19 protein-coding genes and 1 riboswitch are annotated in these 23,314 nt (G+C 74.7%); of the genes, 13 read left to right on the forward strand and 6 right to left on the reverse strand.

The window, feature by feature from the left end; all coding sequences use genetic code 11:
- The first annotated feature begins 16 nt into the window (after positions 1–16).
- From PGN05_RS06775 to PGN05_RS06785, 3 genes are read left to right on the forward strand one after another with little or no spacing between them, the layout of a single operon-like run.
- Positions 17–1,024 (forward strand): VOC family protein, encoded by a 1,008-nt coding sequence (locus PGN05_RS06775; protein ID WP_419751771.1) that lies wholly within the window; start codon positions 17–19, stop codon positions 1,022–1,024.
- On the forward strand, positions 1,021–2,085 hold the full coding sequence (locus PGN05_RS06780; RefSeq protein ID WP_419751772.1) for a DUF2218 domain-containing protein: 1,065 nt from the start codon (positions 1,021–1,023) through the stop codon (positions 2,083–2,085). The genes PGN05_RS06775 and PGN05_RS06780 overlap by 4 nt, the downstream gene beginning before the upstream one ends.
- On the forward strand, positions 2,082–3,101 hold the full coding sequence (locus PGN05_RS06785; RefSeq protein WP_419751773.1) for an amidohydrolase family protein: 1,020 nt from the start codon (positions 2,082–2,084) through the stop codon (positions 3,099–3,101). Before PGN05_RS06780 ends, PGN05_RS06785 begins: the two co-directional genes overlap by 4 nt.
- A gap of 19 nt (positions 3,102–3,120) precedes the next feature.
- On the opposite strand, the gene PGN05_RS06790 is transcribed toward PGN05_RS06785, so the two are convergent.
- Positions 3,121–3,741: a putative quinol monooxygenase gene (locus tag PGN05_RS06790; RefSeq protein ID WP_419751774.1), complete on the reverse strand. Its 621-nt coding sequence runs from the start codon at positions 3,739–3,741 to the stop codon at positions 3,121–3,123.
- 329 nt (positions 3,742–4,070) lie between these two features.
- Between PGN05_RS06790 and purU the strand changes: the two genes are divergently transcribed.
- A complete protein-coding gene (purU, locus tag PGN05_RS06795) occupies positions 4,071–4,943 on the forward strand; it encodes a formyltetrahydrofolate deformylase (protein ID WP_419751775.1) in 873 nt (290 codons plus the stop codon).
- Positions 4,944–5,004: 61 nt separating this feature from the next.
- On the opposite strand, the gene metF is transcribed toward purU, so the two are convergent.
- Entirely contained in the window at positions 5,005–6,042 is a 1,038-nt protein-coding gene (metF, locus tag PGN05_RS06800; protein ID WP_419751776.1) for a methylenetetrahydrofolate reductase [NAD(P)H], read from the reverse strand.
- Positions 6,043–6,095: 53 nt separating this feature from the next.
- A riboswitch (SAM riboswitch) is annotated at positions 6,096–6,204 on the reverse strand.
- A 242-nt stretch (positions 6,205–6,446) separates the two neighbouring features.
- Here metF and PGN05_RS06805 point away from each other — a divergent pair.
- Positions 6,447–6,731, forward strand: coding sequence for a hypothetical protein (locus tag PGN05_RS06805; RefSeq protein WP_419751777.1), 285 nt, complete (start codon positions 6,447–6,449; stop codon positions 6,729–6,731).
- Positions 6,732–6,843: 112 nt separating this feature from the next.
- On the opposite strand, the gene PGN05_RS06810 is transcribed toward PGN05_RS06805, so the two are convergent.
- Together PGN05_RS06810 and PGN05_RS06815 are read right to left on the reverse strand one after the other, a co-directional pair.
- A complete protein-coding gene (locus PGN05_RS06810) occupies positions 6,844–8,202 on the reverse strand; it encodes an aminomethyl transferase family protein (protein WP_419751778.1) in 1,359 nt (452 codons plus the stop codon).
- A 398-nt stretch (positions 8,203–8,600) separates the two neighbouring features.
- A complete protein-coding gene (locus PGN05_RS06815; RefSeq protein ID WP_419751779.1) occupies positions 8,601–9,569 on the reverse strand; it encodes a MarR family winged helix-turn-helix transcriptional regulator in 969 nt (322 codons plus the stop codon).
- A 266-nt stretch (positions 9,570–9,835) separates the two neighbouring features.
- Between PGN05_RS06815 and PGN05_RS06820 the strand changes: the two genes are divergently transcribed.
- From PGN05_RS06820 to PGN05_RS06845, 6 genes are all read left to right on the forward strand, one after another.
- Positions 9,836–10,843 carry a tripartite tricarboxylate transporter substrate binding protein gene (locus PGN05_RS06820; RefSeq protein ID WP_419751780.1) on the forward strand — a complete coding sequence of 336 codons (1,008 nt, stop codon included), beginning with the start codon at positions 9,836–9,838 and terminating at the stop codon, positions 10,841–10,843.
- Between the two features lie 109 nt (positions 10,844–10,952).
- Complete coding sequence (locus PGN05_RS06825; protein WP_419751781.1) at positions 10,953–11,516, forward strand: tripartite tricarboxylate transporter TctB family protein; 564 nt, start codon at positions 10,953–10,955, stop codon at positions 11,514–11,516.
- 37 nt (positions 11,517–11,553) lie between these two features.
- Positions 11,554–13,113: a tripartite tricarboxylate transporter permease gene (locus PGN05_RS06830; RefSeq protein WP_419751782.1), complete on the forward strand. Its 1,560-nt coding sequence runs from the start codon at positions 11,554–11,556 to the stop codon at positions 13,111–13,113.
- A 61-nt stretch (positions 13,114–13,174) separates the two neighbouring features.
- Complete coding sequence (locus tag PGN05_RS06835) at positions 13,175–13,894, forward strand: class II aldolase/adducin family protein (RefSeq protein ID WP_419751783.1); 720 nt, start codon at positions 13,175–13,177, stop codon at positions 13,892–13,894.
- 88 nt (positions 13,895–13,982) lie between these two features.
- Complete coding sequence (locus PGN05_RS06840) at positions 13,983–15,761, forward strand: thiamine pyrophosphate-binding protein (RefSeq protein WP_419751784.1); 1,779 nt, start codon at positions 13,983–13,985, stop codon at positions 15,759–15,761.
- 42 nt (positions 15,762–15,803) lie between these two features.
- Positions 15,804–16,706, forward strand: a complete 903-nt coding sequence (locus PGN05_RS06845; RefSeq protein WP_419751785.1) for an EamA family transporter — start codon at positions 15,804–15,806, stop codon at positions 16,704–16,706.
- 21 nt (positions 16,707–16,727) lie between these two features.
- Here the strand turns inward: PGN05_RS06845 and PGN05_RS06850 are convergent, their stop codons facing one another.
- The gene (locus PGN05_RS06850) at positions 16,728–17,930 is read right to left on the reverse strand and encodes an alpha/beta hydrolase family protein (RefSeq protein ID WP_419751786.1); all 1,203 of its coding nucleotides are present in this window, start codon (positions 17,928–17,930) and stop codon (positions 16,728–16,730) included.
- A gap of 180 nt (positions 17,931–18,110) precedes the next feature.
- On the opposite strand from PGN05_RS06850, the gene PGN05_RS06855 reads away from it, so the two are divergent.
- Entirely contained in the window at positions 18,111–18,806 is a 696-nt protein-coding gene (locus PGN05_RS06855; protein WP_419751787.1) for a hypothetical protein, read from the forward strand.
- Positions 18,807–18,839: 33 nt separating this feature from the next.
- A complete protein-coding gene (locus tag PGN05_RS06860; protein WP_419751788.1) occupies positions 18,840–20,321 on the forward strand; it encodes a class I adenylate-forming enzyme family protein in 1,482 nt (493 codons plus the stop codon).
- Positions 20,322–20,330: 9 nt separating this feature from the next.
- Here the strand turns inward: PGN05_RS06860 and PGN05_RS06865 are convergent, their stop codons facing one another.
- A complete protein-coding gene (locus tag PGN05_RS06865) occupies positions 20,331–23,273 on the reverse strand; it encodes a BTAD domain-containing putative transcriptional regulator (RefSeq protein ID WP_419751789.1) in 2,943 nt (980 codons plus the stop codon).
- Between the last annotated feature and the right edge of the window lie 41 nt (positions 23,274–23,314).

The following is a 23,314-nucleotide window of genomic DNA, read 5'->3' on the forward strand; positions in this document are numbered from 1 at the left end:
GACGACAGGAGATCCCGTGCCCCCGCTGCACGACATCGCCCACCTCGCCCACGTCGAGCTCCTCACCCACCGGCCCGAGGAGTGCCTGGACTTCTACGTGAACTACCTCGGGATGACCGAGAACGGCTCGGCCGGGGACTCGGTGTTCCTGCGCGCGTGGGACGACTACGAGAACACCACCATCAAGCTCACCGCCGCCGAGCAGCCCGGCGTGGGCCGGACCAACTTCCGCGCCGGCACCCCCGAGGCGCTGCAGCGACGGGTCGAGGCGATCGAGAAGACCGGCCTCGGCAAGGGCTGGCAGGACGGCGACCCCGGCTACGGCCCGGTCTACGTCTTCACCGACCCCGACGGCCACGAGATGGGCCTCTACTACGAGAGCGAGTGGTTCCAGCCGCAGGGCCGGCTCAAGCCGGCGCTGAAGAACCAGGCGCAGGCCTACCCCGGCCGCGGCGTCAGCGTGCGGCGGATCGACCACATCAATTACCTCGGCGTCACCCCGGTCGAGAACCGGGACTTCTTCGTCGACGCCCTCGGCGCCATGATCACCGAGCAGATCGTGCTCGACGACGGGACGATCGCCGGCACCTGGACGACGTTCACCAACAAGGGCTACGACGTCGTCTGGACCAAGGACAACACCGGGACGGCCGGCCGGCTGCACCACCTGTCCTTCGCCGTCGACAGCCGCGACGACGTCATCCGGGCCGCCGACCTCGCCCTCGAGCACGGCGTGCACATCGAGACCGGGCCGCACAAGCACACCATCCAGCAGAGCTTCTTCCTCTACATCTGGGACCCGGCCGGCAACCGGATCGAGCTGGACAACCCCGCCGCCCGCCTGGTCTTCGCGCCGGACTGGAAGCCGGTCGACTGGAGCGAGGCCGAGCGGGCCAAGGGCCAGGCCTGGGGCCTGAAGACCATCGAGACCTTCCACACCCACGGGACCCCGCCGGTGGGGGAGAACCTGGCCGACGAGCTCGCCGCCCGCCCGAGGGACTCCTCCGGGGGGACCGCGACGTGACCGTGCCGGTCGCGGTGCTCGGGCTCGGCGAGGCGGGGTCGGAGATCGGCCGCGACCTGGTCGCGGCCGGTGCCGACGTCCGCGGCTACGACCCGAAGGGCATCCGCGTCGACGGCGTGCAGCCGCGCGGCAGCGAGGCCGAGGCGGTCGCCGACGCCGACCTGGTGCTCAGCCTGAACAGCTCGCACGACGCCATGACGGCGCTGGAGAACGCCCTGCCGGCGCTGCGCCCGGGCACGCTGTGGGCCGACCTCAACACCGCGAGCCCCGGGCTGAAGGTGGCCCTGGCGAAGCGGGCGGCGGAGCGCGACGTCCCGGTCGTGGACGTGGCGCTGATGTCGCCGGTCCCGGGCAAGGGCCTGCGCACGCCGATGCTCGTGTCGGGGGAGGCGGCCGGCCGGTACGCCGAGCTCCTCGCCGGTCTCGGCGCGGACGTCGAGGTGCAGCCGGGCCCGGTGGGCACCGCCATCTCGCGCAAGCTGCTGCGCAGCGTCTTCTACAAGGGGCTCGCGGCCGCGGTGGTGGAGGCCCTGCGGGGCGCGGAGGTGGCGGGCTGCGCCGACTGGCTGCGCGGGAACATCGCCGCGGAGCTGGCGTCCTTCGACGAGCGCACGGTCGACCGGCTCGTCGACGGCACCGCCACCCACGCGCGGCGCCGGGCCGACGAGATGGCGGCCGCCACCGAGCAGCTGCAGGAGCTCGGCGTCCCGGCCCGCGTGTCCGCCGCGGCGCGGGACCTCCTCGTGGAGCTGCGCGACCGCCCCCCGGCGACCCTGGCCGCCACCGCCGCGGTGGCCACGGACGCCCCCGCCCGCTACGCCAAGCAGCTGGTCGAGCACACCGGCCGGCGGCTCACCTGGCGCACCGACGGTGCGGTGTCCTCGGCGTCCATCGGGGACGGCGTCGGCACGGTCGTCGTCGGCGACGGCGTCCTCACGCTGCGGGCACAGGCGCCGGACGAGGACACCCTGTCCCGCATCCAGCGCGTCCTCGGCGACCACCTCGAGCGCTTCGGTCGGCGGAACGAGCTGACCGTCGCCTGGCAGACGGAGCAGAAGTGATCATCGACTGTCACGGCCACTACACGACCGCGCCGGCCGCGCACACGGAGTGGCGCACGCAGCAGGTCGCGGCCTGGGAGGCCGGGACGACGCCCCCGGCCTACCCGTCCATCAGCGACGACGAGATCCGGGAGACGATCGAGTCCAGCCAGCTGCGGCTGATGGACGAGCGGGGCATCGACGTCACGCTGTTCTCGCCCCGCGCCTCGGCGATGGCCCACCACGTGGGTGACGCGGCGGTGAGCCTGGAGTGGACCCGCCGGAGCAACGACCTCGTGCACCGGGTGGCCACGCTGTTCCCCGGCCGCTTCGTCCCGGTCTGCCAGCTGCCGCAGTCGCCCGGTGCGGACCTCGAGGCGTCGGTCGCCGAGCTGCGCCGCTGCGTGGAGGAGCTCGGCTTCGTCGGCTGCAACCTCAACCCCGACCCGAGCGGCGGGTTCTGGACCTCCCCGCCGCTCACCGACCGCAGCTGGTACCCGTTCTACGAGGCGATGGTCGAGCTCGACGTGCCGGCCATGGTGCACGTCTCGTCGTCGGCCACGCCGGTGTTCCACGCGACCGGGGCGTACTACATCAACGCCGACACGACCGCCTTCATGCAGCTGGTACAGGGCGACCTGTTCGCCGACCTCCCCGACCTGCGGCTGGTCATCCCGCACGGCGGGGGCGCGGTGCCCTACCACTGGGGCCGCTACCGGGGGCTGGCCGACATGCTCGGGCAGCCGCCGGTGGAGTCCAACGTCATGGGCAACGTCTACTTCGACACCTGCGTCTACCACCAGCCCGGGATCGACCTGCTCCTGGACGTGGTGGACACCCGGAACGTCCTGTTCGGGTCCGAGATGGTGGGCGCCGTCCGCGGGAAGGACCCGCGCACCGGCCAGTACTACGACGACACCCGGCGCTACGTCGAGGCCTCGGCCCTCGACGACGACGCCCGCACCGCGGTCTTCGAGGGCAACGTCCGGCGGGTCTACCCCCGGCTGGACGCGGCCCTGCCGGGCGCGCCGCGCTGACCGCGCGTCCCCGGGGCGGTCAGATCGTCTCGGGGACGCGCAGGTGCGCGATCGCCACGTCGAGGTCGGCGGTCTCCAGCACCTCGATGCCCATGGCGGGGGCGAACTCCTCCCGGAACTCCCGCGCGCCCTCGGCGGCCTGCTCGAGGCTCGCGCGGGTGTCGTAGGAGACGGCGGCCACCGTCAGCCCCTCGGCGCGGCGCACCATGACGCTGACGCTGCAGAACCCGGGCAGGTCCTCCAGCTTCGGCATCAGGGACAACCGGACGGCGTCCACGGCGCGGGTGACCGCGTCCGGGGCGCTGCGCAGCCAGGTGACGCGGGAGACGGCCCCGTTGTCGGCCTCGGGCACCCGGTGCATCGCGGCGATCTCCCACTCCTGCACGTCCGGCGTGCCGCCGAGCAGCTCGGCGGTGCGCTCCGCGGTCTCCCGGACGGCGTCGCGGCTGGCGTCCATCGCCGCCCGGTCCCGCCAGGACGTCGTGACGATGCAGTGGCCGGTCGCGCGGTCGGCGAGCATGGACAGGCCGACGCAGCCGTCCAGCGCCCGGACCGTGGGCATGACCTCGTCGTGGACGTAGGTGGTCGTCTGCTCGACCGACCGCGGGTCGCCGTGGATCGTGGTGGATCGGGCGTACATCGCAGCCACTCGTCCTCCGGGGTTCTCGGGGCGGCGCCGCCCCTGCGGCAACGCCGACCGGCACAGGGTGCCCGGACTCCGGGCAGGGAGCAACACGGTGCCAGGGGCGGCGCGACCGCCCGTCGGCCGGCTCCCGGCTACGTCGATTGTCGCGGTCCGGCCGGCACGTTCGCCGGTGCGCGAGGGTCATCTGCGGCATGCCGGCACAGCCCCCGCCCCTTAACCTCCCTCTGGGACCGCCTCGTCGCAGGGTTCTCCGCGGGGACGGCGGCCACGACCTGACCACGGCCGACCAACCGGCCTCGCGATCCACCGAGTTTGGAGGCGCAATGACGCGGCCCGCCGACGCTCAGCACGGTGTCCTGGTGCTGTCCTGCGAGGATGCCCCGGGCATCGTCCACGCGGTGTCCGGACTGCTCGTGGACGAGCAGTGCACCATCGTGGAGAGCCACCAGTTCGACAGCCTCACGAGCGGCATGTTCTTCATGCGCGTCGAGTTCGCGCACGTCGACGGTGCCCCGCTGGACCTCCCCGCCCTGCGCGAGGCCCTCCAGCCGATCGCCGAGCGCTACCAGATGGAGTGGCGCCTGGACGACGCCTCCCGGAAGCAGCGGGTGATCATCATGGTCAGCCAGTACGCGCACGCCCTCAACGACCTGCTCTTCCGCAACTCGATCGGCGAGCTCAACCTCGACGTCGTCGCGATCGTGTCCAACCACCCGACGCTCAAGGGCATCGCCGACTTCTACGAGATCCCCTTCCGCCACATCCCGGTCACCCGCGAGACCAAGCCCGAGGCCGAGGCGGAGCTGCTGGAGATGGTCCGCTCGGAGGGGGTCGAGCTGGTCATCCTGGCCCGCTACATGCAGATCCTCTCGGACACCCTGTGCCGGGAGCTCAACGGTCAGGCCATCAACATCCACCACTCGATCCTGCCGAGCTTCAAGGGCGCCCGCCCGTACCACCAGGCGCACGCCCGCGGGGTCAAGTTCATCGGGGCGACGGCGCACTACGTCACCGCGGACCTGGACGAGGGCCCGATCATCGAGCAGGAGATGCTCCGGGTGAACCACTCGCTGAGCCCCGACCAGCTAGCCTCGCGGGGCCGGGAGGCCGAGATCCGGGCGCTGGCGCGCGCGGTCCGCTGGCACACCGAGAACCGCATCATCATCCGCGGGAACCGCACCGTCGTCTTCGAGTGAGGCGGGCGGTCCCGGTCGGAGGTGCCGCACGACGGCCTCCGACCGGGACCGGCCGCGCTCCTCAGGCGACGTCCTCGGTGGCCGACCCGGCGCCCGGGAGGTCCCCGCTCCGGGCCAGGTCCGCGCACACCTCGCGGGTCGCCGCCGCGCGGTTCATCGTGATGAAGTGCAGGCCCGGGGCCCCCTCCCCGAGCAGCGTCCGGCACAGCTCGGTCGCCACCTCGACGCCGAGGGCGCGCACCGCGGCCCGGTCGCCCTCGACCTCGGCGAACCGCGCGGCCAGCTCGGCCGGGAACGCCTGGCCGGAGAGCTGGACGATCCGGGCGATCTGCCGGACGTCGGTCACCGGCATCACCCCGGCGACGATCGGCACGTCGCAGCCGCGGGCGGCCACCTCGTCGCGCAGCCGCAGGTAGTCCTCGGCCCGGAAGAACATCTGGGTGATCGCGAAGTCGGCGCCGGCCCGGCACTTGGCCACGAACCACTCGACGTCGCTCGCGCGGTCCGCCGAGCGGGGGTGGCCCTCCGGGAAGGCGGCGACGCCCACCGAGAAGTCGCCCGACGCGGAGACCAGCTCCACCAGCTCGGCGGCGTGACGCAGCCCGTCGGGGTGGGCGACCCACGCCGCCTGCGGATCGGCGCCGGGCGGGTCACCGCGCAGGGCGAGCACGTTGCGCACGCCGGCGGCGGCCAGCCGGTCGATGACGTCGCGCAGCTCGGCGACGCTGTGCTCGACGGCGGTCAGGTGCGCCAGCGGCGTCATCGTGGTCTCGCGGACGATCCGCTCGGCCACCGCCAGGGTCCCGTCCCGGGTGGAGCCGCCGGCCCCGTAGGTCACCGAGACGAACGAGGGGTGCAGGCGCTCCAGCTCGTGCAGCGCCGTCCACAGCTGGGCCTCGCCGTCGGCCCCCTTGGGCGGGAAGAACTCGAAGGACAACGTCGGCCCCTCGGCCAGCAGGTCCCCGATGGCGGGGGACCGGTGCCCGCGGGTCGCTCGCGCCGTCCGGGCCCCGTGGTCCCGGACGGAGAACGGCCGATCGGCGTGCTGGTCCGGCGGGTGCGGGCCGCCGGCCTGGGGCAGCCGGGTGCTGGGGGGCACGGGCGTCTCCTCGACGTCGCTGCGGAGCACAGGACGACCGGGACGGCGGAACGCTCCTGCGCTTGCCCTGCGGGTGCAGGGCCAGGTCGTCACCCGGGGCACCCCGCCGCAGTGGAGGGTTGCCGGCCAGCAAGCCGGGGCTCGTCACTGGCACTCAAGACCTGGACGCAGGCTAGGGGCGGATCGGCGAGAGGGTCAACTCGACCCGCGTCAACGCGCGTTCCGTGTCGCGGAAGGCGCGCTGGTCGTGCGGGGAGGGGTGAGCCCGGGATGTGGCCGACGTCACGATCTGGACACGCACGGGTGCGCCGGGCCGTGTGACTGGTGGGGCTGGCGGGACTCTTGGGACGCGGCCCACACGGATGGCGTTCCGGGCCAGCCCCACGGAGGAGTTGAGTTCGGCGATGGTCGAAGCTGGTAGGTGTCCCGGAGGCAAGCACCTGGCCCCGAAGGCCGGTGGGTCCTGCGCCTGCGGGATGGTCACGCGCATCCCCGCCCGCACGCGGCCCGCCGCCGGCCCGCCGCCCGAGGTGCTGGCCCTGCTCGCGCAGTGCCTGGACGACGGCTCCGATGCGCTCGACGCCGCGGCCTCCGGGCTGCTCCGGGAACGGGCCGACCGGCTCGTGGCCGCGCTGGCGACCGCCGGGCTGCGGCTCAGCGCGGGGGCGCCGGAGCGGCTGTCGGCCTGACCGGCGGTCCCGGGGGAGGCCGGCCGTCCGCACGACGGCGGGGCCACCGCGGGCGCTGGGGACCAGCGCCCGTGATGGCCCCGCGGGGTGTCGCCGGGGTAGGCGACGGCGCTCAGCGGACCGGCGGCCGCGTGCTCACCGTGGCGCGGATCGTCGTCTGGACGTGGCGCTCGACGGCCTGCTTGGCCGTTCCGCCGTTCTCCTCGCCCCAGAGCAGCGTCACCTCGGTGCCGTCCTGGGCGGCCGTCTCGTCGACCATGGCCACCGACATCCAGGCGCCCACGTTGACCGTGTAGCCGCACATGTTGGAGATGCCCACGAGGCGGTCGTCGAGCAGGACCGAGTCGGTCTGGACCCGGGCGTAGCGCCCCAGGGGGGTGTCGAGGTACTTCGCCCGGTTCTCCCCGTCGAACAGGCTGCTGGCGTACACCCGGGCGACGTCCTGCTCGTTCCAGCGCAGCCACACCTTGCGCCGGTGCGGCTGGTCGCTGATCTGCTCGAGCGCGCTGCGGCCGATGAAGTCGTGGTCGAACTTCACGAGGTGCCCGTAACCGAAGTCGTAGGGGGTCACGTAGTAGTCCTCGATGTCGTCGGACCGGAAGCTGCCCCCGACCGACAGCGTGCCCTCGTACCCGTTGCCCGGGAGCCACTCGCGGTAGGCCTTCAGCCCCTCGCCCGTGTAGACCGCGGCCGTGGGCTGGGCCTGGTAGCCCGACTCGATGCTGCCGGTGTAGTAGGCGAGGGCGCCGCCGCGGACCAGGCCGAACTCCTCGCCGGCGGCCAGCAGCGCGTCCAGGAACCGCATGCCCTCGGACGCCGGGCCCCAGATCTCCATGCCCATGCTCTCGGCGCCCGGGACGCCGGCCATCGTGTGCGACAGCGCCCGGACCGGGACCCCGCCGACGGTGAACTCGGTCATGGCGAAGAACGTGACCGCCTCGATGGGGCCGCCGTGGGCCTTCTCCAGGATCTGCTGGGCGTTGGGGCCCTCGATCTCGTAGCGGAAGGTGAGCCGCTGGGAGTTGTCGTCGGCGGTGCGCTCGTCCCGCACGATCTCGACGTCGTAGCCGCCGGTCTCGGCCTGGTACTGCACCCAGTTCGCCGCCGCGGCCGGTCCCACCAGGTTGGCCTCGTCCTCCTCGAGCCCGAAGAGGACGGCCGTGCCGATCATCTGGCCGTTCTCGTTGCAGGTCACGAAGTGCTTGGCCTTGTCCCGGCCGTACGTGGCGAAGCTGTTGGTACCGGTGTCCGAGAGCAGGCGCGTCACGTCCGGTCCCCGGAAGTAGACGTCGGTCATGTGGTGCGACTGGTCGAAGAGCACGGCCGTCTGGTGGATGGCCTCCTGCTCGTCCTGCCAGTTGGTGTGCTGGGCCGGGTACGGGAACTTGAAGCGCTTGGCGGGCGCCTCCCGCAGCATCCGCACCGGGCTCCCGATGCGCTGGATCTTGCTCTCGAGACTCTCGGTCGACATGCCTGGGTTCCTCTCGCAGAAGGTCGTCCGTGCGCTGTCACGAGGTGGGCAGCGGCACGGCTCGGAGGTCACGTGCTGGCGCGGGGCGGAAGCGGTCGCTCTTCTCCCGCCGGCCGCGAGAATGGCGTAGCTGCGGCCCCCGGTCCTCGGCGGACCGGGCTGCGGATCGCCGTCCGTGCGCTTCTGCAGGGAGGTGTCCAGCAGAGCCCACGAAAGGCATTCCTGACGCAGGTCGGACGCCCCGATACGACAACTCGCCGGTGTCGGAACATCTAGTCCGCGTACGAACTTTCGGCCGCGGCTGAAATGTAGGTCGCGCGGGGGAGGGTGTCAAGACCGGTACCGAGCGACTCGCCGGCCGGCCCCGAGGGGAGTTCCCGGGACACGCAGGGGAGGGGTCAGGAGACCCCGCCGACCAGGGTCGGTGCTCCGGCCGGGGCTCCGCCATCGTCGGCGTCGGCCTCGACCAGGCGCCGCAGTCCGCGGACGAACCTCGACCGCTGCTCGGGACCGAGCGGCTCGAGGTAGTCGGCGTCGACCTCGCGCACCAGCGGGGCCACGCGGTCCAGCAGGTCCCGCCCCTCCTCCGTCACGCGGAGGACCCGGCGCCGGCCGTCGGCGGGGTCGCGCAGCTTCCGGACCAGCCGCCGACGCGCCAGGCGGTCGAGCATGTCGGTCAGGCTCGCCTTGTCCAGGCTGATCAGCTCGCCCAGCGTGCGCTGGTCGATGTCGGTGCCCCCCAGCAGCGCGCTCAGGGCCAGCCACTGGACGTGCGTCACCGCGGGGACGTGCCGGGACCACAACCGGCCGTGGCGCTGCAGCGACCCGCGCAGCAGCCGGCCCAGGCCCCAGTGCACGTTGATCGGCGGGCGCACGCCGTCCGGGCTGGGGTTGACGTAGTCCTTCGGCACCTCGGTGCGCCCGGCGTGCGCGGTCGCCCGCAGGAGCTGCAGGAACTCCTCGCGCTGCGCCAGCGGGATGGGGCTCAGGACGCGCTCGTTGCCCTCGAGGATCAGCGGTGCCGACTCGTAGACGAGCGCGATCGCCGCCGGTGTCGGCCGCAGCTCGTCGCGCCGCAGGTCGTCCGGGTTCCGGGACACGACCAGGAGCTGCTTCTCGGCCAGCCGGGTGACGATGTCGGCCACGGTGGACTTGTCCACGAAGGTCGCCGTCGTGACGCCGCGCTGGTCGACGCCGGGCACACCCACCACGGCGCCCAGCACCGAGAACTGGGGGCGCGTGAGCCCGTAGATCTGTCCCAGGTCCAGCACCCGGGACTGCCGCTGGTGCAGCCGCCGGAGCATCTGGCCCACCGTGGCGTCGCTGCTCCCGGCCGCGGGCTGGCTGTCGTCGTCCTCGGCGCGCACGTCCCGACGGTAACGGGCCGGGCGGTCCGCGGGACAGTTCGTGTCCGGACAGACGTCCGCGGAGGACCTCCGGGAGTCGGCCTTGACACCACCCTGACCGAGACCTACGTTACACCGCGACCCGAAGAAGTTCGTAGGCGGATGACCTGCTCGGCCCTCCGCGCCGCTGTTCCGGAGTCCGGCTGGGAAGACAGCCGACCGGAGCGTGGGCGCCGCATTCGTCGTGCGTTCCTGCAATTGTCCCCGCCTGTGAGAGGAATCGTCGAATGATCTCCAACTGGGCTCTTTCCCGCGGACGGCGGCGCCTGTCGACCGTGGCGTGCCTGGCCTCCGTCGCGGTGCTGACCGCCGCGTGCAGCGCCGACGGCGACGGGGGCGGAGGTGGGGGAGGGGACGCTCCGGAGTTCCCCACCGACGACATCCGCGCGGTCATCCCGTTCGGCGCCGGTGGTGGCACGGACGCCGACGCCCGCGCGGTCCTGGACCCGCTCGACCAGCTGGTCGACGTCTCCGTCGTCCCCGAGAACATCGCCGGCGGCGGCGGGACGCTCGGCCTGATCGAGGCGATGACCGCGCCGGCCGACGGCCACACCCTCGCCCTCGTGTTCCCCTCGATCCACGCCTTCGGCCAGGTCGTGCAGGACGCGCCCTACGACCTGAACGAGATGCAGTACGTCGGCGGCTTCCGCGAGCAGTGGAACGTCATCGGCGTCGCGGCCTCCTCGGGCATCGAGACCTTCGACCAGCTGCTCGAGCGCGGCCAGGAGCAGGGCCGGCTGATCGTGGTGAGCGGCCCGGCGAGCAACTACCTGGTCACCGCCAAGGGGGTCGCCGACGCGGCCGAGGCCGAGTTCGACTCCCTCGGGTACGAGGGCGTGCCGCAGGCGTGCGCCGGCCTCGAGGCCGGCGACGGCGACTTCTGGATGGGCGGCGAGGCCGCCGCGCTCGGCTTCGGTGGCGGCATCAACATCCTGGCCGTGGCCGCGCCGGGGCGGATCGACACGATGCCGGACGTCCCGACGCTGGAGGAGCTCGGGCACGACGTCTACCTCGACCCGATCTCGGCGGGCTTCGCGGTCGCCCCGGACACCGACCCGGCGATCGTCGACCAACTGGAGGGTCTCCTGGAGGAGGCCGTCGCCAGCGACGCGGTGCAGGAGTACATCGAGCGGACCGACGCCGCCATCACCTGGATCCCGGCGGACGACTTCCGCGCCAGCGTGGAGGAGTCGGTGGCCGCAGCCGAGGAGAACGAGGACGTCCTGGCCGGCTGATCCGGCAGGACGGCACCCCACCGGGCCGGCCGGCCTCCCGCGAGGGGCCGGCCGGCCCGGGCCCACACGGACGGGTCCACGAGGCGAGAGCGAGAGTCGAGGAAGCACGATGGTCGGTTCGAACCGCTACGGCCCCCTGGTCCTGGTGGGCGCGATGCTCGCCCTGGGCGTCGTCTACGTCCTGGCGACGGTGACGTCGGACAGCCCCTTCGAGGCGAAGATGTTCCCCCTCGCCTGTGGCGTCTTCTTCGTCGTCCTCCTGGCGTGGGAGGGCGTCAGCCTGCTGGCCAAGGGGGCGCCGGCGCCGGACCCCGAGGCCGCCTCGGCCGCCCGGGCCGCCGACGCAGGACCGGTGCTGCCCGAGGAGTTCGCGCCGCCGGCCGGCACCGGAACCGGTGGGCAGGCCGACGAGGGGGCCGGCGGGGAACGCCGGCGGGTCGCGCGCTTCGTCGCGCTGATCGTGCTCATCGTGGCGTTCTCCTACCTCGCCGTCGAGGTCGACTACGTGCTGGCGACCGCCGGCTTCACGGCCGCCTCGATGTGGCTGATCGCGCCCGAGCGCAGTTCCTGGAAGGTCGTCGTCGGGGTGGCCGTCGGGTGCGTCGTCTCGGTGAACCTGCTCTTCGTGGGGCTGCTCTCGATCGACCTGCCCTCGCTCATCCCCGGCCTCTAGCCGCCGACCGCCGTCCACCGCAGCGAGGAATCCCCTGATGATCGATTCGATCCTGTCCGGGTTCGAGCACGTGACCCTCTTCAGCGTCCTGTGGCTCCTGGCCGGGGTGCTCCTGGGCATGGTGTTCGGCGTCCTCCCCGGAGTGGGCGGACCGTCGGGCATGACGCTGCTGCTCCCGCTGACCTACGGGATGGAGCCCTCGTCGGCCTTCGCCCTGCTCATCGGGATCTACCTGGGCGCGGTGTACGGCGGCTCGGTCACCTCGATCCTGCTGCGGATCCCGGGGGAGCCCATCTCGATCGCGCTCTGCTTTGACGGGTACCCGCTCACCCAGCAGGGCAAGAGCAAGGTCGCCCTCGGCGCCTCGATCATGTCCTCGGCCACCGGTGGCGTGCTGGGCGGGATCGCGCTGCTGGTCCTGCTGCCGCTGTTCGGGGTGGTCGCGCTCGCGCTGGACTCGGCCGCCTACTTCTGGATCATCGTCCTCTCGCTGCTGTTCATCGCGCGGGCGATCGGCAAGGACATGCGCAAGGGGCTCATCGCCGCCGCGGCGGGCCTCATCCTCGGCACCATCGGCATCGACCCGCTGGTGAGCGTGGCCCGCTACACCATGGACACCTCCTTCCTGCTTGGCGGCTTCCCGCTGCTGCCGCTCATGCTGGGGATGTTCGGCATCGCCCACATGCTGGAGCTCGGGCAGTCGCGGGCGATCGGCGGCAGCCACGACCTGAGCCGGGCCGCGGGCGGCAGCATGCTCGAGGGCATCCTGTCGGTCATCCGGCACTGGGGGACGACGGCCCGCGGCACGATCATCGGCGTGGTCGTCGGCGCTCTCCCGGGGCTCGGCTCGGCGAGCGGCAACATCATCGCCTACTCCAGCGCCCAGCGGGCGGCGGGCGAGAGCGGCCGCTTCGGGGAGGGCGACGTCCGCGGGGTGATCGCCCCGGAGGCGTGCAACAGCGCCTCCGTGGCCCCCTCGATGATCCCCACCCTCAGCCTCGGGGTGCCCGGCAGCCTGTCGGCCGCCGTCCTCATGGGTGCGCTGGTGCTGCACGGCCTCACCCCCGGCCGCGAACTCGTCCGGGATCACGCCGACGTCATCTACGGCATCGTGCTGTTCATGCTGCTCGGCGCCGCCCTGCTGCTCCCGCTGGCGCTGGGCTCGGTCCGGACGCTGGCCCGGTTCGCCTACATCCCGATGCACATCCTGGTCCCGGTGATCACCGTCATGCTGGTGTTCGGCGTGTTCGCCGACCGCCGGCTGGTCGACGACGTGCTGCTCATGGTCGGGATCGGGATCGTCGCCTACTTCATGGAGCTCTACGGCTACACCTCGGCGCCGCTGCTCATCGCGTTCATCCTCGGGCCGCTGCTCGAGACCAACCTCCGGCGCGCGCTGCTCGTCGGGGACGGCGACGTGATGGTGCTGCTGTCCAAGCCGCTGCACTGGGTCCTGGTGATCGTCGTGCTGCTGATGCTCCTCCGTCCGCTGCTGGACCGGCCGCTGCAGCAGGTCAAGACGCGCCTGCGCCGGACACCGGCCGACGAGGTCCCGCCGGCCCCGGTCCGCGAGGACCAGCCCGACCGCTCGGCCTGACCCGGCCGCACCGACGCCCGCCTTCCCACCGCACCACCGCGACCAGAGGAGATCCGCCGCGATGACCACCGACGCCGACCTGATCCGCCAGGCCACCGAGGCCAACCAGGCCCTCGGTGTGGCGGGGCACTCGGACATGGTCTGGGGCCACGCCTCGGTGCGGGACCCGGAGGGCCGCGGGATCTGGATGAAGGCGTCCGGGTGGGCGTTCGAGGAGATCACCGAGGAGCGGGTCCTGCTGGTCGCCCCGGACGGCGACGTCCTCGCCGGCGAGGGCAAGCGGCACATCGAGTACCCCATCCACACCCGCGTCATGGCCGCGCGCCCCGACGTCGGCGCGGTCGTGCACTCGCACGCGGCGAGCGCGGTGGCGTTCGCGTCGCTGGACCGGCCGCTGCGGCCGGTGTCGCACGACGCCGTCTCCTTCGTCGACCCCGACGTCCCCCGGTTCACCCGGTCCGGCGCGCTCATCACCGACACCGAGCTGGGCGACGCCCTGGCCGAGGCGCTGGGTGACGCGGCCGGCCTGCTCATCCCCGGCCACGGCCTGGTCACCGTGGGGGCGACCCCCGGGCAGGCGGTCATGCGGGCGGTCCTGCTCAACCGGGCCTGCGCGACGCAACTGCTCGCCGAGGCCGTCGGCGGCCCCGCCCGGTGGTCCGACGACGAGGAGGTGCTCCTCAAGCGGGACACCGTCGCGCACCCGTCCCAGCTGGAGGTCGGCTACGAGTACCTGGTGCGCCGGGCCCGCGCGGGCGCCTTCCCCGTGACCCCCATCTAGGTCACCGGCCGCTCTGCACCCCTTCCCACGCACTCCCCGACGGCCTCCGCGCGGAGCCGCCGGGCCCGACCACGAGGAGACGACCACGGTGGACGACGAGCAGGTGCTGCTGCCCGAGGACGTGCCCAGCCAGTGGGGCAGCGACGTGATCGCCGAGACGATCCGCGCGACCGGCGTCCCCTACGTGGCGCTCAACCCCGGCGCGAGCTACCGGGGCCTGCACGACAGCCTGGTGAACTACCTGGGCAACCGGGACCCGCAGATGCTGCTGTGCCTGCACGAGGAGCACGCGGTCGCGATCGCCCACGGGTACGCCAAGGTGACCGACCGGCCGATGGCCGCCGCCGTGCACAGCAACGTCGGCCTGATGCACGCCACCATGGCCGTCTTCAACGCCTACTGCGACCGCGCGCCGATGCTGCTGCTGGGCGCGACGGGGCCGGTCGACGCCGACAGCCGCCGGCCGTGGATCGACTGGATCCACACGGCCGCCGACCAGGCGGCGCTGGTGCGCCCGTACGTGAAGTGGGACGACCAGCCGGCCTCGGTGCGGGCGTCGGCCGCCTCCCTGCTGCGGGGCAACCAGCTGACCAGGACCCATCCCACCGCGCCGGTCTACGTCTGCTTCGACGCCGCGGTCCAGGAGCAGCCGTTCGACGGCCGCGTCGTCGTCGACCCCGCGCGGTACGCCCCCCTGGCCGAGTCGCTGCCCTCCCCGGAGTCCGTCGCCGCCGCGGCGGAGCTGCTCGCGGGGGCTCAGCGGCCGGTCATCCTCGCCGGGCGGGGGAGCCGGGACCAGGCGGAGTGGGACCGGCGGATCGCGCTGGCCGAGCGCCTCGGCGCCCCCGTCCTGACCGATCTGAAGGTCGCCGCGGGCTTCCCGACCGACCACCCGCTGCACGCCGGGACGCCGGGGCTGTTCCTGTCACCGGCGAACAACGAGCTGCTCCGGGGTGCCGACGTCATCCTCAGCCTGGACTGGCTCGACCTCGGCGGCACCCTGCGCCAGGCCACCGGCTCCGCCGAGCCGCAGGCGCGGGTCGTCTCCGCGAGCGTCGACCACCAGCTGTTCAACGGCTGGACCAAGAACGACCACTTCCTGGCCGCCGTCGACGTCAGCCTGCAGAGCCGTCCGGACGCCGCCGTCGCGGCGCTGCTCGAGCGGCTGCCCGAGCGCTCCCCGGCCGCTGCCCCGTCCCCGGCTGCCGCGGCCGACCCGGTCCAGCGCCCGGTGGAGGCCACCGGCCCCACCGGCCGGCTGACCGTCTCCTTCCTCACCCGGACGCTGCGCGAGGCGACGCGGGACCTGCCGGTGACGCTGGTCCGCACGCCGTTCGCCTGGAACCCGGACCTGTGGCCGGTGCGCGGGCCGCTGGACTACCTCGGGACCGACGGGGGCGGGGGGATCGGCAGTGGCCCGGGCCTGGCCGTGGGTGCCGCGCTGGCGCTGGCGGGCCGGGAGCGGCTCGCGGTGGCCGTGCTCGGGGACGGCGACTACGTCATGGGCGTGACGGCACTGTGGACCGCGGCGCGCTACGACATCCCGCTGCTGGTGGTCGTCGCGAACAACAACTCGTTCTTCAACGACGAGCTGCACCAGGACCGCGTGGCCCGCGCCCGCGGCCGCGCCGTGGAGAACGCGCACGTCGGCATGCGGCTCGAGGGACCCGAGCCCGACCTCGCCCAGCTGGCGTCCGCGCAGGGCGTGCACGGCATCGGCCCGGTGCGGACGCCGGAGGAGCTCGTCGACGCGATGAAGCGCGCGGTCGACTCGGTGCTCGCGGGACGGCCCACGGTCGTCGACGTGCGGGTCGAGCGCGGCTACTCGGGGGACACGGCGGCGGCCATCGCCGAGCGGTCCCGCTGACGGGCGGAGCCCCGCGGCGGCCCCGGACCGGGAGCCGGCCGCGTGGGTGAGCTGCTGGCGGTCTCGGCGCTGCTGCTGTTCAGCGTCAACGTCTTCCTCGTCCGCTCGGCGGCGCTGCGGCTCCCGCAGGACCTGGGGTTCCTGCTGGCCCTGGCGGGCAACGTGGCCTGCGCCGGGGTCCTGCTGGCCGGTCAGTACGCCGTCGGGGGACCGCAGCCGCCACTGGAGTGGGACGCCGTCGGCCTGTTCGCCGTCGGGGGCCTGCTGACCACCTTTCTCGGCCGCTGGTTCTTCTTCCGGTCCGTCGGCACGATCGGCCCCACGCGGGCCAGCGCGCTGCAGATCACCAACCCCCTGTTCGCCGGCCTGGCCGCCTGGTTGATCATCGGCGAGGCGCTGCCCCCGTCGGTGGTGCTGTGGGGGCTCACCATCATGGTCGGGCTGTACCTGACCTCGCGCCGGTCCGGCGGTCGCGGGGAGGGCGGGGGGCACGCCGAGGCCCGGTCGATCCCGCTCCCGGAGCTCGGGCTGGCCCTGCTGGGCGCGCTCCAGTACGGGGTGGGCAACGTCGCCCGCGGCGCCGCCGTCCGGGACTGGGAGGCGCCGGTGTTCGGCACCCTCATCGGGGCCACGGCGGCGCTGCTGGTCTACGCGCTGCGGACCGCGGACCTGCGCAAGCTGACCAGCGCCCTCCGCGGCGCGGACCGCCGGGGCCGGCACCTGTGGATCTGGTCCGGCGTGACCACGGCCGGCGCCCAGTCCTGCGTGGTCGCGGCCTCCGTGCACCTGCCCGTCGCGGTCGTCCTCGTCATCGCTGCCGCCGTCCCGGTGGTGGTCCTGCCGGTCAGCGCGGTGTTCCTGCGCCGGGCCGAGGGGATCGGCCTGGCGACCGTCTGCGGGGTGCTCGTGGTCCTGGCCGGCGTCACCGGACTGGTGCTCGGCTGAGCGCGGGGTCGGCCGGGCCGCTCACGCCGGCACCTGCTCGTCGAGCCAGTCGAAGACGCGCTCGCCCCGCAGGGCGGCCGCGGCCGGTTCGCAGTGCCCGTCGGCGCCCTCGGCGGTCGTGAACGGGAGCAGGGTGACCGGGCAGGTCAGGGCCGCGGCCAGGCGCGCGGACTGGCCGGGCCAGAACTGCTCGTGCTCGGGGTCGGTGACCAGCACCGGGCAGGTGATGGCGGCCAGTTGCTCGTCGGTCAGGGCGTAGGCGCGCGCGGCGGTGAAGAAGTCGAAGGTCGAGGTGACGCCGTAGGGCCGCATCCGCCACTGCAGCATCGTGCGGGTGGCCGGCGAGAGCTTCAGGGCCCAGCGCATCTCGGTGTCGAAGCGGTCGCGGTCCCCGGAGTCGAGCAGCCGCACCAGGGAGTGCGGCAGCCGGTCGAGCATGGTCGTGGAGACGTCGACGACGCCGGGGTCGGCGACCGCCGCGGCCACGCGGTGCTCCGACGCGAGGGCCCGGGGCACCCAGTAGCCGCCCTGGCTGACGCCCATGACCGCGATGCGGCCGGGGTCCACGTCGGGCCGTGCGGTGAGGTGGTCCAGCACGGGGGTCAGGACGTGCTCCCAGTCCGGCCGGAACGGGATGCCCTGGCGCACGAGCGCGGCGTTCTGGCCCGGACCGTCGTAGGTCATCGCGGTCCAGCCGCGGGCCAGCGCGTCGGCGATGCCGTGGGTCCAGGCGCCGACGACGGACCCGTCGCTGCCATTGGTGAAGACGAGGGTGCGGCGCGGCTCGTCGGCCAGCCCCGGGCGGAAGAGGTAGCCGGGCAGCGTGGTCCCCTCGTAGGGGATGGCCAGCCGCTCGACCGCCACGTCGCCGAGGGCGTCGGTGAGGTCGACGAAGCGGTCCCACGCGTCGCGGTGCCGCTCCCACAGGGCCGCGAAGTCCCCGGTGGCGTCGGCCTGGTCGGTCGCCTCGGACCAGTAGCTCGCCGCCCGCAGCCAGCGCGCCGCCGCCGACCGCGGGTGCCCGGCGGCCTCCGCGGCCCGGGCCTGGTCGGCCAGCCGGTCGGCGGTGGCGCTCCACTGCTGCACCCAGGCCCGCCGGTCGCCGCTGGGGATCCGGTCGACGGTGGACAGGACCTCGCCGACGTCGGCGGCGCGGGCGTAGGTGGCGCCGAGGACGCCCTCGACGGCGAACTGGAGGTCGGGGTCCTTGAAGAAGGCGTGCACGTCGGTCTCCGATCAGAGGGCGAGGACCGCACCGTCCCGGGACCGGCTCCAACGCGGGTCCAACGCCGACCGGGCGGTGGTGGAGCACGGGCTCCCGCGGCTGGCGCGCCGTTGGAGCCCGGGACGCGACGGTGGTCGCACCGATCGCCCGCCGCGGGCGGTCCGCAGGAAGGACCTCCGATGCGCACCTCGATCCTGTTGTCCGCCTCCGCCGGCGCGCTGCTCGCCCTCGGGGCGACCGCCGGCCCTGCCCTGGCCGCCACGGGCACCGCCGCACCGGCGGCGGAGCCGGGCTTCGTGTCGGTGTCCACCGCGTCGGCCGCCCCCGGGCAGACGGTGCGCGTCTCGGGCACCTGTCCCACCCCGACCGACGGGACCGACCTGCCGGAGGTCCAGTCGGTGACCTCGACCGCCTTCACGGGGCCCGAGACGTTCTCCAAGACCGACCCGACGGCCTTCGACGGCAGCGCCACCATCGCGCGCGACGCCGCCGCGGGCGCGCACCAGGTGCTGCTCACCTGCAGCAACGGCACGGCGTCCACCACCGTCACCGTCACCGGCGGGGGGTCGCCGACCCCGGCGCCGACCCCCACCCCCGCGCCGACCCCCGCGCCGACTCCCGCGCCCGCGCCCGCGACCTCTCCGGCTCCGGCGCCGGCCGGGGGCCCGACCGGCGCCGGAGCGGGCACCGCAGCGGGCACGGAGACCGCGGGCGGCGGCACCGCCGCCGACAGCCAGGGCGGGTCCGACGGCGTCCCGTGGGGCTGGGTGACCGCCGGCGGGATCGTCGTCCTCGGCGCCGGTGTCGGCACGACCTACGTGCTCACCCGCCGCTCCTCCGGCACGGCCGGGTCCTCCGGCCCGTCCCCGCGCTGAGCCGGCCGCCGCACCGGATCGAGGAGGACGACCGTGCAGATCTACGTGCAGGACCTCGTCGCCGTGCTCCGGCGCGGTGGACGGCGCCCCGTGCTGCGGCACGGGGGCACCGACACCACCGCCGCCGGCCTGCTGGCCGACATCGCGCGCTGTGCCCGCGCGCTGGAGAACCTCGGCGTCGGCCGGGGCGACCTCGTCGCGCTGTTCGCCCCGAACCGGCCCGAGGCCCTCGCCGTCCGCTACGCGGCGCACCTCGTCGGCGCGGCGGCCGTGTACCTGCCCGCACCGTCCGACCCGGGCCGGAGGGCCCGGCTGGTCGCCCAGGTCGACCCGCGACTGGTGGTCGTGTTCCCCGAGACGGCCGCCCTGCTGCCCGCGGGCGTTCCGGCGCCCGTCGCGGCGGTGGGCCCGGTCCCGGGTGTCGCGCTGCGGCTGGACGCGCTCGCCGCCGGGCTCGATCCCGGCCCGCTGCCCTGCCGGGCCCGCCCGGGCGACCTCGCGGTGGGGATCCCGTCCGGCGGCACCACCGGCGTGCCGAAGGTCAGTCGCCGCGACTTCGCCACCTACACCGCGATGGTCTCGGAACCGAGCCGCGCCGACCGCCGCCAGCTGGCCAACGGCTCACTGGCGCACCTCACGCAGGCGCTGGTCGACCAGACACTGCTCGGCGGCGGCACGGTCGTGCTGCAGGACGGCTACGACCCGGTCGCCACGCTGGCGGCCATCGAGAGCGAGCGGATCACCGACCTGTTCCTCGTCGAGCCGCAGCTGTTCGACCTCATGGACCGGCCCGAGGTGGCGCAGTACGACCTCGGTTCGCTGCGGGCGCTCACCCACGTCGGCGCGCTGGCCCCGCCGGTGCTCCGCGCCCGGGCCCGCGCCCGGCTCGGCCCGGTGGTCGCGCACACCTACGGCGCCAGCGAGGTCGGCATCGTCAGCGCGCTCGCCCCCGCGGAGCACGACCGGCCCTCCCGCTTCCGCTGCGCCGGGCGCGTCCGGCCGGGCGTGGAGGTCCGCTTCCGCCGGCCCGACGGGACGACCGACCCGCGGGCCGGGCAGGTCGAGGTCCGCTCGCGGGCGATGGCCCAGGGCTACCGGAACCGGCCGGCCGACGAGCGCGAGCACTTCGTCGACGGCTGGTACCGCACCGGTGACCTGGGCAGTCTCGACGAGGGCATGCTCCGCGTGCTCGGCCGTGCGGCGGACGCGCAGGCGCTGGAGGCGGTGCCGCCGGTGGACCTCATGGAGACGCTGTGCCGCCTGCCGTCGGTGCGCTACGCGGTGGTGGTCCCCGACCCCGGCCGGAGGGTGTGCGTCGTGGCGGCGGAGGCGTGGCCGGGGGGTGCGGTGGACGTCGACGCCTGCCGCGAGGCGGTCGCCGCGGAGCACGGCGGGCCGGTCGCGGCGTCGCTGCAGGTGCTGCCGGTCGAGCGCGTGCCGCTCACCGAACAGGGCAAGCCCGACCGGGCGGCGATCCGCGCGGCGGCGTCCGCTGCCCGGGTCCGGGTCGGCTGAGCGGCCGGGTCAGGCGGGCGTGGGAACGGCGGAGGGCGGGTCGACGACGTCGGCCAGGGTGAGCCGGGCACCGTCGGCGCGGGCCCGCTCGGCGGCTCCCGGGTCCAGCGCCGCCGTGACGTTCCGCAGGACCTGCGGCGTCGCCTCGAAGGCCGGCCACCGCAGCGCGTTACGCAGTGCCTGCGTGCGGGCGGCCGCGAACAGCCGGACCGCCTCCTGTGGCCGGCCGGCCATCGCCGTGGCGACGGCCCGCAGCTCGAAGGCGACCGGTCCGTCGGAGGTGCCCAGCAGCAGGCGGTGCCCGATCATCCGGTCGGACCAGGACAGGGCCGTCGCGGCGTCGCCGGACCGGATGGCGGCGACGACGGCCATCCCCGCCGCGAGCAGCGCGACGTGCACGTTGCCCAGCGCGAGCGCCCGCGCGTGCAGCGCGGCGAGCCCGGGCGCGGTGGTCGTCGCGGAGCTGCTCTCCACCAGGGTCGCGCAGGTCTCGGCGAGCAGGTGCAGCCCGGGGTCCGCGCCGGCCGCCCGCGCCGCGGCGGCCACGGCGTCGGCGACGGTCCGGGCCGGCTCCAGCGCCCCGGCCACGACCAGCGAGTGGGCGAGCAGCGTGTGCACCTCGGCGACGGTGCGCGACACCGCGTCCTCGGTGCCGTCAAGCAGCCCTGCGGCGACGGTGACGTGCGGAACGGCGAGGTCGTCCTGACCGCCCGAGGACAGGTGGTGGGCCAGGGTGAGCCGGACCAGCGCGGCCGACAGCGGGTCGGCCAGGTGCTCCACCGCGAGTGCCCGCTCGGCCCAGGTGCGCCCCTCGATGGTCTTGCTGCGGAAGTACCAGAAGGTGCCGAGCCGGCCGGCCAGCCGGACCCCGTCGGCGGAGGGGACCTCCAGGAGCTGGTGCTGCAGGGTGGCGCGCAGCGTGGGCAGGTCGTCGTCGAGGGTGTCGAACCACGCGCCCTCGGCCACGTGGCCGAGCGGCGGTTTGGCGAGCGCCAGCGACGACACCCACGCGTCGCGCCGCCCGCGCAGTGCGGGCGCCTCCGGGCCTGCGGCGTGCGCGGCGTGCCCGCGGATCGTGGCCAGCTGCGCGAACCGCGAGGGGCCGCCCGGCCGCGCCGGCCCGAGCGGCACCAGGAGCGAGTGGTGCACCAGGCGGGCCACCAGGTCGGCCGTCGCCGCACCGCGCGAGGGTCCCGCGCCCGAGCCGTCGAGCACGGCGTCGGCCGCGGTCACGGTGAACGGGCCGGGCAGCACCGAGACGGCGCGGTGCGCGGCCGCCTCGTCCTCGGGCAGCAGCGCGTAGCTCTGCTCGATCGCCGCGCGGACCGTGCGGTGGTGGTCGCTGCCCCGCCCGGTGCGCGCCAGCGAGCTCGGGTCGGCGGTGACCTGGTGGGCGATCTCGTCGAGGCTGAACGCCCGGGCCCGCGCCGCCGCCAGCTCCAGGGCGAGCGGCACGCCGTCGACGGCGGTGGCGATCCGCACGGCGGCGCTGAGCAGGCCCAGGTCGCTGCGGTTGGCCCCGGCGGCGGTGAGCCGGTCCAGCAGGAGGGTGACCGCGGGGGACGTCGTGACGTCGTCGTCCCCCTCGGGCAGGGGCAGGGGGCCCAGCCGGTGCACGCGCTCGCCGTCGACCTCCAGGGGTTCCCGGCTGGTGGCCAGCACGACCAGCGGGGTGGTCCCGGCGAACCAGTCGTCCACCAGGTCGGCGACCGGGTCGAGGACCTGCTCGCAGTTGTCCAGCACGAGCAGCGCGCGGCGCCGGCGCAGGTGCGTCCGCAGCGCCTCCTCGGGCCGGCCGGTGTCGGCCGGGGCGAACCCCAGCGCGGACACGACGGTGGACAGGACGGTCGCCCCGTCGCGGGCCGCGGTCAGGTCGACGAACCAGACGCCGTCGGGGAACCGGTGCGCGACCGTGCGCGCGACCTCGATGGCCAGCCGGGTCTTCCCGCACCCGGCCGCGCCGACCAGGCTGACCAGCCGGGCGCGCTGGACCAGCGCGGCGAGCTCGGCCGCCTCCCGCTCGCGCCCCACGAGCGTCGTCGTGCGGTGCGGGAGGTGCACCTCCACCGGATGCGCCTCTCCCGGTGCGCCGTCCGGCTCGTGCTCGATCCCGGGGACGGGAGACGGCGGCGGCGCCGGGGCCGGGGCGGGCGGCGGTGGGCCGGCGAGCGCCGGGTCCTCGGCCAGGATCCGGCCGTGCAGCTGCCGCAGGTCGGGGCCGGGCTCGAGCCCCAGCTCGTCGCGCAGCACGGCGCGCACCTGCTGGTAGGTCCGCAGCGCCTCCTCGGGTCGGCCCAGGCGGTGCTGGGCGAGCATCCGCAGGCTCCACAACCGCTCGCGCAACGGCGTCTCGGCGACGGCCGCGCCCACCTCGAGCAGGGCCTGGTCCGGGGCGCCGGCCGCGAGGAGCGCCTCGACCAGCAGCTCGCGCACCTGGTCGCGCAGCTCCTCCAGCCGAGCCACCGCGGCGGTGGCCCAGGGCTCGTCGGCCACGGTCGGGTAGGGCCGCCCGCGCCACAGCGCGAGCGCCCGCTCGGCGGCCCGGCCGGCCTCCCGCGGGCGACCGGCGGCGAGCAGCGCCCGCGCCTCGTCGGCGACCTGGGCGAACCGCCGCGAGTCGATGGTCGCGGGGTCGGCGACCAGCCGGTACCCGCCCGGCTCGCGCACCAGCACGGCCGAGGGCGCACCCGGCCGGCGGTCGGGCTCCAGCGCCTTGCGCAGCCGCCAGACGTGCGAGTCGAGCGTCGAGGACGAGCGGGCCGGTGACACCTCGCCCCACATCGCCTCGGTGAGCGCGTCGACGCTGACCTGCCGTCCCGCGTTGACCAGCAGGAGGGACAGCGCCGCGGCCAGGCGGGCCCCGCCGAGGGCGACCGGCCGGCCGGCGCGGTGCACCTCGAGCGGGCCGAGGTCCCGGAACGACAGCACGTCGGCACTGGCGTCGCCCTGCACGGTGGACCCCCTCGCGTGGCACCCCCGTGCTCGTGACGACG

Origin of the sequence: Geodermatophilus sp. CPCC 206100 (assembly GCF_048569675.1) — a bacterium.
GTDB lineage: Bacteria > Actinomycetota > Actinomycetes > Mycobacteriales > Geodermatophilaceae > Geodermatophilus.

What these genes read in the sequence shown, in the direction of transcription:
- PGN05_RS06790 (WP_419751774.1), bottom strand. Translation starts at nt 3,741, where the DNA reads ATGTACGCCCGATCCACCACGATCCACGGCGACCCGCGGTCGGTCGAG.
- purU (WP_419751775.1), top strand. Translation starts at nt 4,071, where the DNA reads ATGACGCGGCCCGCCGACGCTCAGCACGGTGTCCTGGTGCTGTCCTGC.
- PGN05_RS06805 (WP_419751777.1), top strand. Translation starts at nt 6,447, where the DNA reads ATGGTCGAAGCTGGTAGGTGTCCCGGAGGCAAGCACCTGGCCCCGAAG.
- PGN05_RS06810 (WP_419751778.1), bottom strand. Translation starts at nt 8,202, where the DNA reads ATGTCGACCGAGAGTCTCGAGAGCAAGATCCAGCGCATCGGGAGCCCG.
- PGN05_RS06820 (WP_419751780.1), top strand. Translation starts at nt 9,836, where the DNA reads ATGATCTCCAACTGGGCTCTTTCCCGCGGACGGCGGCGCCTGTCGACC.
- PGN05_RS06825 (WP_419751781.1), top strand. Translation starts at nt 10,953, where the DNA reads ATGGTCGGTTCGAACCGCTACGGCCCCCTGGTCCTGGTGGGCGCGATG.
- PGN05_RS06830 (WP_419751782.1), top strand. Translation starts at nt 11,554, where the DNA reads ATGATCGATTCGATCCTGTCCGGGTTCGAGCACGTGACCCTCTTCAGC.
- PGN05_RS06835 (WP_419751783.1), top strand. Translation starts at nt 13,175, where the DNA reads ATGACCACCGACGCCGACCTGATCCGCCAGGCCACCGAGGCCAACCAG.
- PGN05_RS06855 (WP_419751787.1), top strand. Translation starts at nt 18,111, where the DNA reads ATGCGCACCTCGATCCTGTTGTCCGCCTCCGCCGGCGCGCTGCTCGCC.